A 13,705-nucleotide genomic window follows, 5' to 3' on the forward strand; every position below is an offset into this window, starting at 1 on the left:
ATAAAGGGAAGGCGATGGAACGCCCGAACAGCCTGTATTGTACCGAGCGCCAAAGACCGATTGTACGTGCGCGCAGGAATGGCGCAATGTAGCGCGTTGCCGCGCCGGCGGCAAGGGGCGCCTGCATGGCACTTGTCCCCACCGCGCAGTGAGCACCTGCCGCTGCGGCCCAGTTTTGCACACTTTGTGTGGATAAGATTGTGAGCAAGCATGAAGTCCAGCACACAAGTCATTGATTTACATGGAAATTATCGTACTGCGCAAAATACAGGCATAGCAGCTTATCGACAGTAGTCAATGTCAAAAAGTTAACATCTGAAGAGTTCTGCACATTTACTGTGGACAAGATTGTGCGCAAAGCCGAGGAATGCAATCAAGCCATTGATTTTAAAGGAAATTAAATCAATGCATAAAAAAGTGGCAGCAGGCGCGCAACCGCCGCCAGACAGGCCGTCAAAGTTCTGCACACAATCTGTGGACAAGATTGTGCGCAAGCGTACGGATACACGCCAAGTACATTGATTTATATCGTTTTTATTGCCATGCATAAAAATGTGGCATAGGCTGAAAAGCGTGTTTTTCACGGTCCGATTCCACTTCAAAACGGCAGTTTTCCACCGTCAGCGCAGTTCCACACATAAAGTGTGGATAAGATTGTGAGCAAGCTGATTGACTCTATGCAAGAGCATTGATTCTAAAGGGATTTTTTTTCCTGCTGAAAAATAAGGCAGCAATTCGGCATGATCACATGGTGGAAAACCCGGACAAACCACGAAACGGTTTATGCAGTTTTGCACACATTCTGTGGATAAGATTGTGAGCAAGGCGTACGGTGCGATGCTACACCCTTGATTTATATGGCTATTTTTATGCTGCGCAAAAATAAGGCAAGCCATGCCATAAACCCTCCAGTGGATAAATCCGGTGCCGCGCCAGAGTTCTGCACATTTTTTGTGGATAAGATTGTGCGCAAGGCCATGCATGGCATACTAAGCGCTTGATTCCTATGCACTTTATTTCCGTGCGCAAAAATGTAGCAAGGCACTTTTATCGCTCGATCAGGGCCAGCCCGGTCATGTTTATCCAAGGCAAAAAGTTCCGCACACTTTCTGTGGATAACTTTGTGCGTAAGTGACAGGGGCTACACTGATGTGCTTGATATTAAAGGATTTTTTCCCTCTGCACGCAAATCAGGCATACGGGAATTCGTCATGAAATCAATTACTTAGAAATAGAACTTGTTGTTTTGCGCGATATATGACATAAGCATGACCTCGCCGATAATATGTGGACAGTTCCCTTCCCGCTCCCAGCTTTATGATGACCGACAACCCGACTGACAGCGGCTTTGCCGCCCCACCCGTGCTGACCGTCAGCGCCTTGAACCAGGCCGTCGCGCGCCTGCTTGAGCGCTCGTTCCCCCTGACCTGGATCGCCGGCGAGATTTCCAACTTCACGCGCGCCGCTTCCGGCCACTGGTATTTCACCTTGAAGGACGATGGCGCCCAAGTCCGCGCCGTGATGTTCCGCGGCCGCGCCCAGTACGCGGGCTTCACGCCGCGCGAAGGCGACAAGGTCGAAGTGCGCGCGCTCGTCACCCTGTACGGCGCGCGCGGCGATTACCAGATCAACGTGGAAGCCATCCGCCGCGCCGGCGTGGGCGCACTGTACGAAGCATTCCAGCGCCTGAAGGAAAAGCTGGCCGCACAAGGCTTGTTCGACCAGGAACGCAAGCGCGCCATCCCCATGTTCGCGCGCAGCATCGGCATTGTCACCAGCCCGCAGGCGGCCGCCCTGCGCGACGTGCTGATCGCGCTCAAGCGCCGCGCGCCGCACGTCAATATCATCCTCTACCCCACGCCGGTACAGGGACAGCAGGCGCCGGAAAAGATCGCGCACGCCATCCGCACAGCATCGACAAGGGCCGAGTGCGACGTGCTGCTGGTGTGCCGTGGCGGCGGCAGCATCGAAGACCTGTGGTCGTTCAACGATGAAGCCGTGGCGCATGCGATCGCCGACTGTTCCATGCCCGTCATCAGCGGCGTGGGCCACGAGACGGATTTCACCATCGCCGACTTCGCGGCCGACCTGCGCGCGGCCACGCCGACGGCGGCGGCCGAACTGGCGGCCACGCCGCGCGCCGACTGGATGGCGTCCCTGCGCGCCGATGCGGCCGACCTGCGCCGCGCCATGCGCCGCAGCCTCGACGACGCGGCGCAAACGCTGGACCGCCACAGCCGCCGCCGGCTCAACCCGAAGGCGCAGCTGCAGCAGCAGCGCTTGCAGCTGCTGGCCCTGTCGACTGCCATGACGCATGCGGCGCGCGCGCCCGTGAACCAGTCGCAATATGCACTGGAACGCCTGCGCAGCCGCTGGGCCGCCTTGCGGCCCGACGTCACGGCGCCGCGCGCGCGCCTGCTGGAAGCGCAGCGGCGCGGCGGCGCGGCCATGGCGCAGCTGCTCAGCCAGCGGCGCCACCGCCTCGACGGCCTGGCGGCGCAGCTGGAACTGCTCAATCCCCAGCGCACCCTGGAACGCGGCTACGCCATCCTGCGCGACGAAAAGGGAAATATCGTGCGCTCGCCGGCGCAGCTGCAGGCGCGCCAGAACGTCAACGTGCGTTTGGCCGAAGGCAGCGCGCAGGTCGGCATCGCCAGCGTGCAGGCGACGTTAGAATAAAAAGGCTCTGTCATCGGCAAATAGGGGAAATACCGGAATCTTCCTGTGGCTGTGCTGTCTGACTCTGCATACCGATTACGCAGGGAGTAGATCATGCGGCCAGCCGAATGGAAGAGCTTTATCGCGCAACTTTCGCAGTTGAGCCAACGCCAGCGGCAGGCAGGCATTGCCCTGCTGCATGGCAACGCGCCACACGACGCGACCGTCGCGCTGCTGGAAAATGTGGCGCAGCCGCGATTGGCCTGTCCCGCCTGCCACTCGGCGCACCTGCACCGGCACGGCCATGCGCACGGTCTGCAGCGCTACCGCTGCGTGCCGTGCGGACGCCGCCCACGTGCAAAACGTCAACGCCTATCACAGCCGTTTGCGACAATGGATGGGGCCGTTTCACGGCGTGGCGACACGCTACCTGCCGAACTACCTGGGATGGCGTTGGATACTCGACGCCGGGCGCATCCGCTCACCGGAAACGCTGTTGAAAGCAACGCTGGGAGCATTTCCACATCTGACGGTGACATAGCCAATAAAAAAGGCCGGGGAAAAACCCCGGCCCAACACCTTCCCTACTGAGTGGACTGCTACCGCAACTGCTCTTTCACCCTACCTGATCAAAACTTCATCGACACGCGCGCGCCAAACGTGCGCGGCGCGTTGTAGAAGGCGCCGTAGATCTGCTGCGTCGGCTGGCATGGCATGCCCACGTCCGTGCAGATTTCATTAACGTCCAGCTTGACCGCCTTGTCGGTGGCGTTCTGCACGAACGCTTCCACCGTGTAGGCCTTGTTCGCCGGCTGGAAGCGCAGGCTCAGGTCCAGGGTCGTGTAGGCTTCCTGGCGCTTGACGCCGGCGTGGCCCGGCACGTCGCCGTTGAACGCGCCCGCCCCCACGTACGACATGGTTTCATAGTGCACCGAAGCGCGCGGCGTGATCTGGCCGCCGGCGACATTGAAATCATGCTCGTACTGGACGGTCGTGGAAAACTTCGGCGCATGCTTCATGGTGCTGCCGCCCACGTTCACCAATGGCGCCGTCGAGCCGCAAGACTGGCCATTCGCGCGCGCCGCATCGACGTCGCAGGACATGAAGTCGTCGTACACGGCTTTGAGCCAGGTGGCATTGCCCGTCAGGCGGTCGACCTTCGTTGGCCGCCACACCCACTCCGCTTCCAGGCCCTTGACGGTGGCGCCGGCCGCATTGAAATTGGCCAGCACGCTGTTGACCACCTGCGATTCGAGCTTGTCCTTGTACTTCATCAGGAAAGCATCGAGGTTCAGCGTCAGTTCGCGGTTCAGCAAGTCCGACTTGAAGCCGATTTCATAGCTGGTCAGCTTTTCCGGCTTGGTGGTGGCGCCGCCGTCGCCGATGGCCGGCGAATGGAAGCCCGTCGTCACGGAACCGAACAGCAAAATGTCCGGGCGCAGCTTGTACTCGATGCGGCCCAGCCAGGTGGCCTGGCCGTATTTCAGGTCGGCCGTATTGTCGCCCGGCGTATTGCCGCAGGTGGCCGCCGTGATGGCGCCGCCCGGGCCGATATTGTGCGTGTTGGCCAGGCCCGTGCCCGGCGTGACGAGCTGGCGCAACTGGTCCGCAGTGAGGACCGTGGTACCCAGCGGCGTGTTGGCCGGCCAGTTCGGGCACGCCCAGTTCTTGCCGCCGACGTCGAATTTGTGGTCTTTCGTGTAGCGCGCGCCGGCCGTCAGCTTGATCTGGTCCGTCACTTGCTGGCTGACCTGGCCGAACACGGCTTTCGATTTGAGCTGGCGGTCGCCCTGGACGAAGGACATGGACGAGGCATACTGGCCCACGGTCGGCTGCACGAAGATCACGGCGCCGTTGGCGATATCCTGCTGCACGGCCGCCTGCGAAATCTGGCTGCGGTCGATATCGAAGCGCACCTTGTTCTTTTCGTTGAACAGGAACAGGCCGGCCACCCACTGGAACGGCGCATCGTCGTCCGAGCGCGCCTGCAGCTCGTGCGAATAGCTGTCGAACTGCGCCCAGTCGGTGCGGTTTTCCGACTTGAAGCCGGGGAACAGGCCCGCATCGGCATCGTTGCTGTTCTGGCGCTTGTAGCGGCTCCAGCTGCCCAGGTACGTGAAGTCCAGCGCGTCCGTCGGCTTGTAATTGAGCTTGCCCTTGTAGGTCAGAATCGACTGGTCCAGGGTACCCGGCGTGTCGATCAGGGCCGAACGCAGCTTCTCGCCCCGTTTCGGTTCGGCCGCCAGGTAGACGTTGCCGGCGCCCTGGTCGAGGAAGTAGTCGGCGATGAAGGTGCCGCGCAGCTGCGGCGTGAACTTCCACAGCAGCGAGGCGCGCACGCCCATCTGGTCGCCTGCGCCATACTTGGCCGTGCCCGGCATGACGTTCGAGCCGCGGCGGAAGTCCACCGTGCCGTCGTGGCTATCCTTGATGGCGGCGATGCGCAGCGCCACGTCGTCGGAAAACGGGATATTGATCATGCCCTGCGTCTGCAGATGGCGCTTGTCGCCCACCGTGATGCCGGCCGAACCCATGAACTTGGCCGTGCTCGGCGCGGCCGACACGAGGTTGACGGCGCCGGCCGTCGAGTTGCGGCCGTTCAGGGTGCCCTGCGGTCCGCGCGCCACCTCGACGTGCGACAGGTCGTACATCAGCGCCGTGGCGCCCTGCGGACGCGGCGAATACACGCCGTCGACATAGAAGGCGACGGCCGGGTCGCCCAGCTCCGTGTGGTTGGCCGAACCGACGCCGCGCATGTAGACGTGCACGCCGCCCGAGTCGCCATGCTGCTCGACGACGAGACTGGGCACCATGGTCGCCAGCGACGCCAGATCCTTGACCTGGTTGTTTTGCAGGGTGTCCTGGTTGAAGGCGGTGACGGCCAGCGGCGTCTCCTGCACGAAGGTATTGCGGCGCGTGGCCGTGACGACGATGCGGTCCATCTGTTCGGCTGCCGGCGTTGCCGCGTCGGTGGCTGCAGCCTCCTGGGCCATGGCGGCGCCGCTGCCCAGCAAGATGAACTGGGCGAAGGTCGCATGCGCCAGGCTGAGGGCGATGGTATTGCGTTTGAGCTGTTGCATTGTTGTTGTCTCCTGTACCGCTGGTTGATTGATGATCACATAGCTCTTTGGCTATTGCTGCACATTTTTTGGGTGTCAATCTGAAGTCATGTCGCCTCCGTGCGGGGTCAATGGGTAGCCACGGCGCGACCGGCCGTGTCGAATAGAAAGGCATGGCCTTCTTCCGGCGCGAAGCCGATGGCGCTGCCCTGCGCCAGAATGTGGCGCGCCTCGCCGTGCAGCTTGATGGCCACCGCGTGCGGGCTGCCATCAATGCGGCCGTCGAGCGTCGCGTGAATGATTTGCGCGTCGCCCAGCTGCTCGATCAGGGTCACCGTGGCGCCATAGCCTTCGTGGCGCGGCACCAGGCGCAGGTGTTCGGGGCGTATGCCGACCAGCATGCCCGCCTCGCCGCCAAGCTGGCCGGCCAGCGCGGGAACGGCGGCGCACGGCAAGAAGTTCATGCGCAGCGCGCCGATGAAGCCGGCCACGAACTGGCTGGCCGGATGGCGGTACAGGTCCAGCGGCGCGCCCACCTGCTCCAGGTGGCCGCCGTGGAAGACGGCGACCCGGTCACCGAGGGTCATGGCCTCGACCTGGTCGTGCGTCACGTAGATCATCGTCGTGCCCAGTTCCTGGTGCAGCTTGGCCAGCTCGATGCGCGTCTGCACGCGCAAGGACGCATCGAGGTTGGACAGCGGCTCGTCGAACAAAAACACCTTGGGCTGGCGCACGATGGAGCGGCCGATGGCCACGCGCTGGCGCTCGCCGCCCGACAAGGCCTTGGGCTTGCGGTCGAGCAGGTGCGTGATCTGCAAAATCTCGGCCACCTTGCCGACGGCCGCGCGCACTTCCGCTTCCGGCTTGCCGGCCAGTTTCAAGGCAAAACCCATGTTGTCGCGCGCCGTCATGTGCGGGTACAGCGCGTAGCTCTGGAAGACCATGGCGATGCCCCGCTCGGCCGGCGCCACGTCGTTGGCCAGCAGATCGCCGATGCGCAGCTGGCCCGCGCTGATGTCTTCCAGTCCCGCGATCATGCGCAGCAGGGTCGACTTGCCGCAGCCGGATGGCCCGACGAAAACCATGAATTCGCCGTCATGGATGTCGAGGTCCAGGCCCTTGACGATTTCCGGGCCGTCGCCATAGGTCTTGCGGATGCCGCGCAGGGAAATGGCGGCCATGTCAGTGCTCCCCGGCCAGGACCAGCTGGGCCGGTGCGTGGGATGCGCGCTGCGCGGCGATGAAATCGCGGTACCACAGGGCGCTGTCCTTGAAGCTGCGCTGCTGCGTGGCGTAGTCGACGTACACCATGCCGAAGCGCTTGGCGTAGCCCGAGTTCCACTCGAAGTTATCCATCAGGCTCCAGTAGAAATAGCCGCGCACGTCGATGCCCTGCGCGATCACGGCGCGCAAGGCGTCCAGGTGCAGCTGCACGTACTCGATGCGCGGCGCGTCATGGATCTTGCCGTCGACGGGCTTGTCGGCCACGGCCATGCCGTTTTCCGTGATGTAGACGGGTGGCAACCGGTATTCGCGGTGCAGGCCGACCAGCAGTTCCGTCAGGCCTTGCGGATAGGTTTCCCAACCCATGTCGTTGACACCGAGCTTGCATTCGGGCTTGCGCGGCGGCGTCTCGGCGCTCATGAAAGCGCGCGTGTAGTAATTCACGCCGAGGAAATCGATGGGCTGCTTGATATCTATGAAATCGTTTTCAAAGATGGATAAAGCAGAAGCGTCGACGTGTTTCAGGGCCAAGGCCGGGTAGCGGCCCTTGAAGATGGCATCCATATACCACTGCACCGAGCGCGCATATTCGAGTTCCGCCAGCTCGCGGTCCTGGGCGCTGTCGGTGGCCGGCGTGGCCGTCCATTGATTGAGCACGATGCCCAGTTTCGCGGGCGGATTGACGGCGCGCATGGCCTGCATGGCCAGGCCGTGCGACAGCAGCAGATGGTGCGACACTTGCACGGCGGCGGCCGGGTCGGCCATGCCGGGCGCGAACTGGCCGGTGCCGTGGCCCAGCACGGCCGTGCACCACGGTTCGTTATGGGTGGCGATGCTGGCGACCTGGTGGCCGAAGCGGCGCGCCACCTCGGCCGCATAGGCGGCGAAATGGTAGCAGGTGGCGCGATTGAGCCAGCCGCCCTCGTCCTGCAAGGCTTGCGGCAAGTCCCAGTGGTACAGGGTCAGGTGGGCGTCGAGCCCCTTGGCGGCCAAGGCATCGAGCAGGCGTCCATAGAAATCGAAGCCGGCCTCGTTCCAGGCGCCGGAACCCGTCGGCTGGACGCGCGACCAGGACATGGAAAAGCGGTAGGCGTTCACGCCCAGGCTGGCGATCAGCTCCACGTCATCAAAGTAGCGGTGATAATGGTCGCAGGCCACGTCGCCATTGCTGCCGTCGATGATCTTGCCATCCGTATGGCTGAAGGTATCCCAGATGGACGGGCCGCGGCCGTCGATGGCGGCGGCGCCCTCGATCTGGTAGGCGCTGGTGGCCACGCCCCAGGTGAAGGTGGCGGGAAAGTTGGTGTCAATATCGTCGTTATGCATGGTGGTCATGTCAGTGTGAGTGGATGAAAAAAAGTGCTAGCCTTTGACGGCGCCCTGGGTTAGTCCTTCAATTAAACGCTTCGAGGCGACAAAAAACATCAGCAGCAGCGGCAGCACGGCGATGGCGGCGCCCGTCATCAGCGCGCCCCACTCCGTGTTGTTCGGCGCCTGCATGCTGCGCAGGGCCAGCGGGATCGTGTAGTTCTCGACCGAGCGCATGACGACCAGCGGCGTGATGAAGTTGTTCCACGAGTTGATGAAGGTGATCAGGCCGAGGGTACCCATGGCGGGGCCGATCAGCGGCAGCACGACCCGCCAGTAGATGGCGAATTCGCCGCAGCCGTCGATGCGCGCCGCCTCGATCAAATCCTTCGGGATCGCCGTGCCGATGTACTGGCGCATGAGGAAAATCCCCAGTGCGCCGGCCGCGCCAGGCACGTACAGGGCGCGCGGCTGGTCCAGCCATCCGAGGAAATCCATCAGCATGAAGGTCGGAATCATGTTCATGAACGACGGGATGATCATCGACGCCATCACCAAGGTGAACAGGGGCCGCTTGAAGCGGAATTCGTACATGGCGAACGCATAACCGCCCAGCGAGCAAAAGAACAAGGTCAGCGCCGTCGTCATCAGGGCCACGTACAGGCTGATGCCGATATTGCGCCAGAACGGCAGGCGCTCCTGCAGCAGCTCGATGTTATTCAGCAGAGCCGTGCCGAACCAGCGCGGCGGCGGCAGGCTGTAAATCTCGGCGCTCGTGTGCGTGGCGAAGACGAACATGAAGTAGAACGGCGCGACCATGATCAGGGCGCCGATGGCCACCATGGCGTAGGCCGTCCAGCGGGTGGTTTTCATCGGGCCTCCTTGCGTTCATTGCGTTCATTGCGGCTGAAAATGCGGTTGTTGACCCACGTGGTGCTGGCGATGATGAGGAACAGCAGCCAGGAAATAGCCGACGCCGTGCCGAAGTCGCCCGAGGAAAACGCCGTCTTGTAGACGAAGATGGCCGTCGTCATCACCGACTGGCTCACGCCGCTCGATTCGGCCACCAGCACGAACGGTTCCTCGAACAGCTGCAGGTTGCCCATGATGGTGAGGGTCACGGCCAGGTAGATCATCGGACGCAGCTGCGGCAAGGTGATGTACCAGAATTGCTGGCGTTTCGACGCGCCGTCGATGGTGGCCGCCTCGTACAAGTCCTTGGGGATCACCTGCAGCGCGGACAGATACAGCACCAGGTTCCAGCCCAGGTAGCGCCAGAAAATCACGAAGGCGACGGCCGGCTTGATGAACAGCGAGCTGCCCAGCCAGTCGATCGATTCGGCAGGGAACAGGCCACCGATTAACGGCAGGCTGGCGCACCATTGGATCAGCACATTGATCTGGCCATAGTCGCGCGAGAACAGGGTATTGAAGACCATGGCGATGGCCACGCTGGACGTGATGAACGGTAAAAAGTAAATGCCGATCACCAGGTTGCGCGAACGCTTGAAGCTGTTGTGGATAAACGCTGCCAGCGGAATGGCGACCAGGTGCTGCGGCACGCCCGAGGCCAGCGCCAGCCAGACGGTATTGCCCAGCGAGCGCAAGAACCACGGGTCGCTCAAGGCGTACTTGTAGTTGTCCAGGCCCACCCACTGCATGGCTTCCACGCCGCTGGCCGCTTCCCACTGGTTGAACGACAGATAAATGGAAAACAGCAGCGGGAACAGGCTGAAGACGGCGAACAGGATGAAGAAGGGGCTGATGAAAATATACGGCGCCCACTGCTTCATGTTGAAGCGTTTCCTGGCGGGCCTCGCCGCAGCTGCAGCGGGCGCGCCATCGGTACAAGGCATGGAGGTAGTCATGCTGCTCCTAGCGCCGCGCGCGGTGGGTGATCAGGGCCTTGGCGTCGGCCAGGGCCGTCTTGATATCCTTGTTTTGCGCCAGCACGCTTTCCAGTTCCATGTTGACGATGTCGCGCGCCACGGCGTCGAACTTGTCGACGCGGATGACGGGGATTTTCGCCGCCGTGTCGCGCGCCAGCATGCGCGTCTTCTGGCCGCCGAAATACGGCTGCGGCTCGTCCATCATCGGGTCCGCATACGCGGCCTTGAGGGCCGGGAAGGCGCCGATCTCTTTGAGCGAGTGCAGCTGGATATCCTTGTTGACGGTCATGAACTTGATGAATTCCCAGGCCTGGGTTTTATTCGCCGCCTTTTTCGGGATGCCGTAGAAGGAGCCGCCGTACGACGCCAGCGCACCGGCCGGCAGGCTCGCCGCGCGCCACTGGCCTTTGGAATCGGGCGCCAGCCACTTGGCCAGGTGGCCGCTCAACCACGAACCCATCATCTGGCTGGCCACCTTGTCGCGTTTGAAGCCTTCGGCCCACTCGCCCGTCCAGGCCACGGTGCGCGCATCGATGCCGGCGACCCGCGCCGCCTTGGCCAGTTCGAAGGCCTTGACGAAGCGGGGCGAGTCGACCAGCACCTGGCCCTTGTCGCCAAAATAGATGCCTTCGCCGTCTTTCAAATTGGCGCGGATGACGATGTCGGCCAGGTCGCTGGCGCCGGCCAGCAGATAGGTGCCGGTGGCGGCCTTGAGCCTCTTGCCGGCGGCGATATACGATTCCCACGATTGCGTCAGATCGGTTTCCTTGATGCCTGCCTTGTCCATCAAGTCCTTGCGGTAGAACAGCGTGCCCGGTCCCAGGTCGGCCGGCATGGCGCCCAGGGTGCCGCGCGAACTGGTCGCCTGCACGAAGGTGAACGGCACGAACTGGGCGCGGTACTGCCCTGCCCCGTATGGCGGCTGCAGCAAATCTTCCATGCCCTTCGATTCGGCGAAGCTGCCCACATAGCGGAAGTCGATGGCCATCACATCGGGCAGGCGCGCGCCGGCCGCCAGCGCCGTCGTCATCGAGTTATGGTGGTCGTCGATCTGCAGGCTGACCAGCTTGACCTTCACTTGCGGATACAGTTTTTCCCACAGGGGCAAGGCCGTTTTCACGGCGCGGTCCAGGTCGGGGAACGAGGCGACGGTAATCGTGGCCGGGGCCAGCGCCGGCAGGGCGGCGGCCGGCGGAACGGCTGCGGGCGCGGCGGCCACACCGGCGGCCAGGGTCAGCGCTGTCAAAGGGGCGGCGCCAAGGATGCTTGACTTCATTATTTCATCTCCGTTTATTGAGCGTCTTCTATCTTGAAAACGTTTTCACAACATGTGCTCATTTAACACCGCAAAGAAAATCAAGTCAACCGAAAAAGTTGTCATTTTTATTGAGGGCAGTGTGGCAAGGTCCACGCCATGGCGCGTGCTCTCCTATGAAAAAGGCGAAAATACAGACTGCCGGGCTTGCTGTTGTTTTTTGTGAAAACGTTTTCAAGCATAGGTCGGATTAGCGCTACGCGCGTAATCCGACGTGCACAGCCAACAATATGTCGGGTTACGCCCGCAGGGCTAACCCGACCTACGCCGACCTACCCCGAGCGACAGCCCCCTGCGGGCATTTATGGTAATCTTTCGATGAAAAGGTTTTCAGAGCACTGACGACCAGCCATCTTGATACCCAGGAACCGCCTTGAACGATAGCGCCCACGCTGCTCCCCCTTCCACCCTGCTCGACGTGGCCCGCCAGGCCGGCGTGTCGCCCAGCACCGTCTCGCGCATCCTGAACGGCACGGCCAGGGTGTCCGACGACAAGCGCGACGCCGTGCTGGCGGCCATCGCGCACATGAAATTCGCGCCGAACCAGATGGCGCAGGGGCTGAAGAAGGGCCGCTCGATGACCATCGGCATCGTGGTGCAGGATATTTCCAGCCCCTTCTTCGACGAAAGCCTGCGCGGCGTGGACGACGGCTTGAAGGATACGGGCTACGCGTCCGTCATCGTCAGCGGGCACTGGAACGCGCAGGAAGAGGCGGACCGCATCCGCTTGCTGCTGGCGAGGAAGGTCGACGGCATCATCCTGCTGTCCGGGCGCATCTCGGACGAGAGCGTGCTCGATTTCTCGCAGCAGCGGCCCATCGTCTCGACGGGCCGCCTGCTGGCCACGAAAAGCGCCATCGGCTTCAAGCTCGACAATGAATACGGCGCCTACCTGGCCGTGCGCCACCTGGTGGAGCTGGGCCACCGCCGCATCGCCTTCGTGGCCGGTCCCGCCAACAACACGGATGCGGCCGAGCGCCTGACGGGCTACCGGCGCGCGCTGCGCGAAGCGGACATCGCCATCGACCCGAAGCTGATGGTGGAAGGTGATTTCCATGAGGCAAGCGGGATGCTGGCCATGAACCATTTGTTCGATACGCAGCAGCAATTCAGCGCCGTCTTCGCCGCCAATGACCTGTCCGCCTACGGCGTGCGCCTGTGCCTGTACCGCAAGGGCATCCGCGTGCCCGACGATATCTCGCTCGTCGGCTTCGATGACTTGCCCGGCTCGTCCTACACGACGCCGCCGCTGACGACCATCCACCAGCCGCTGTACGACATCGGCCGCATCGCCACGCAAGCGCTGCTGGGGCTGATCAATGGGGAAGCCGTGCAGGCGGCCATTCCACCGCTGGAACTGATCGTACGCGAGACCACCCGGCGCATCCGTTGAGGATTGCGGCTGGGAACTTTTCTGCCCGATTCAGGCTGAACGAGAATCACTACGCCACCGGCATCCGCAACGCGTGCGGGAATCTGCAGCAATGGCGCATCCGCTTTACAATAGTGGCTCGTTCAGCAAGAATGCCTGCTTCAAGCAAGCTTGGCTCAACCCTCCGGCCACAGGCTGGAAGACTCCGAACACTCACCATAAAGGGACATCACATGGAACATACTCTGCCACCACTGCCATATGAAATGGACGCTCTGGCGCCGCATATTTCGAAAGAAACCCTGGAATACCACTATGCCAAGCATCACCAGGCGTATGTCACCAACTTGAACAACCTGATCAAGGGTACCGAGTTCGAGAACCTGTCGCTGGAAGAGATCATCAAGAAATCGTCGGGCGGCATCTTCAACAATGCGGCGCAAGTATGGAACCACACCTTCTACTGGAACGGCATGAAGCCGGCCGGCGGCGGCGCGCCTGCGGGTGCCGTGGCTGACGCGATCAACGCGAAATGGTCGTCGTTCGACAAGTTCAAGGAAGAATTCACCAAGTCGTGCGTGGGCAACTTCGGTTCGGGCTGGACCTGGCTGGTGCAAAAAGCCGACGGTTCCGTCGACATCGTCAACACGTCGAACGCCGGCTGCCCGCTGACCACCGGCGACAAGCCGCTGCTGACCTGCGACGTCTGGGAACACGCCTACTACATCGACTACCGCAACCTGCGCGCCAAGTACGTGGAAACGTTCTGGGGCCTGGTCAACTGGGACTTCGTTGCCAAGAACTTCGCGTAAGCGCGGAACCTTGTCAACGTAGGGCGAAAAGAAGCCTGCGCCACCCCGCGCAGGCTTTTTTTTGCCTG

The 13,705-nt window shown here is 62.1% G+C and carries 9 protein-coding genes and 2 pseudogenes; 5 read left to right on the forward strand and 6 right to left on the reverse strand.

The features are described from left to right. Positions 1-1,317 precede the first annotated feature (1,317 nt). The 3 genes and pseudogenes from xseA to IGS55_RS05565 form a co-directional block, all read left to right on the forward strand. Positions 1,318-2,679 carry an exodeoxyribonuclease VII large subunit gene (gene xseA, locus IGS55_RS05560; RefSeq protein ID WP_230515415.1) on the forward strand — a complete coding sequence of 454 codons (1,362 nt, stop codon included), beginning with the start codon at positions 1,318-1,320 and terminating at the stop codon, positions 2,677-2,679. Between the two features lie 93 nt (positions 2,680-2,772). Next, a pseudogene (locus IGS55_RS28025) lies at positions 2,773-2,970 on the forward strand (IS1595 family transposase); the annotation flags it as partial. 34 nt (positions 2,971-3,004) lie between these two features. Beyond that, a pseudogene (locus IGS55_RS05565) lies at positions 3,005-3,199 on the forward strand (IS1595 family transposase); the annotation flags it as partial. Between the two features lie 88 nt (positions 3,200-3,287). Here IGS55_RS05565 and IGS55_RS05570 read toward each other — a convergent pair. The 6 genes from IGS55_RS05570 to IGS55_RS05595 all read right to left on the reverse strand — a co-directional run bounded on the left by IGS55_RS05570 (position 3,288) and on the right by IGS55_RS05595 (position 11,414). Next, entirely contained in the window at positions 3,288-5,738 is a 2,451-nt protein-coding gene (locus IGS55_RS05570; RefSeq protein ID WP_230515416.1) for a TonB-dependent receptor, read from the reverse strand. 107 nt (positions 5,739-5,845) lie between these two features. After that, positions 5,846-6,898 (reverse strand): ABC transporter ATP-binding protein, encoded by a 1,053-nt coding sequence (locus tag IGS55_RS05575; RefSeq protein WP_230515417.1) that lies wholly within the window; start codon positions 6,896-6,898, stop codon positions 5,846-5,848. Position 6,899: 1 nt separating this feature from the next. Further along, positions 6,900-8,276 carry a GH1 family beta-glucosidase gene (locus tag IGS55_RS05580; protein WP_230515418.1) on the reverse strand — a complete coding sequence of 459 codons (1,377 nt, stop codon included), beginning with the start codon at positions 8,274-8,276 and terminating at the stop codon, positions 6,900-6,902. 27 nt (positions 8,277-8,303) lie between these two features. Next, a complete protein-coding gene (locus IGS55_RS05585; RefSeq protein WP_070282696.1) occupies positions 8,304-9,122 on the reverse strand; it encodes a carbohydrate ABC transporter permease in 819 nt (272 codons plus the stop codon). Continuing rightward, a complete protein-coding gene (locus tag IGS55_RS05590) occupies positions 9,119-10,117 on the reverse strand; it encodes a carbohydrate ABC transporter permease (protein WP_230515419.1) in 999 nt (332 codons plus the stop codon). The genes IGS55_RS05585 and IGS55_RS05590 overlap by 4 nt, the downstream gene beginning before the upstream one ends. 7 nt (positions 10,118-10,124) lie before the next feature. Further along, positions 10,125-11,414, reverse strand: coding sequence for an extracellular solute-binding protein (locus IGS55_RS05595; RefSeq protein ID WP_230515420.1), 1,290 nt, complete (start codon positions 11,412-11,414; stop codon positions 10,125-10,127). 412 nt (positions 11,415-11,826) lie between these two features. Here IGS55_RS05595 and IGS55_RS05600 point away from each other — a divergent pair, with 412 nt between their 5' ends. Beyond that, positions 11,827-12,846 carry a LacI family DNA-binding transcriptional regulator gene (locus tag IGS55_RS05600; protein ID WP_230515421.1) on the forward strand — a complete coding sequence of 340 codons (1,020 nt, stop codon included), beginning with the start codon at positions 11,827-11,829 and terminating at the stop codon, positions 12,844-12,846. 212 nt (positions 12,847-13,058) lie between these two features. Beyond that, complete coding sequence (locus tag IGS55_RS05605) at positions 13,059-13,637, forward strand: superoxide dismutase (protein WP_034751750.1); 579 nt, start codon at positions 13,059-13,061, stop codon at positions 13,635-13,637. Positions 13,638-13,705 lie beyond the last annotated feature (68 nt).

Origin of the sequence: Janthinobacterium sp. EB271-G4-3-2, from assembly GCF_020858035.1 — a bacterium.
Lineage (GTDB): Bacteria > Pseudomonadota > Gammaproteobacteria > Burkholderiales > Burkholderiaceae_D > Janthinobacterium > Janthinobacterium aestuarii.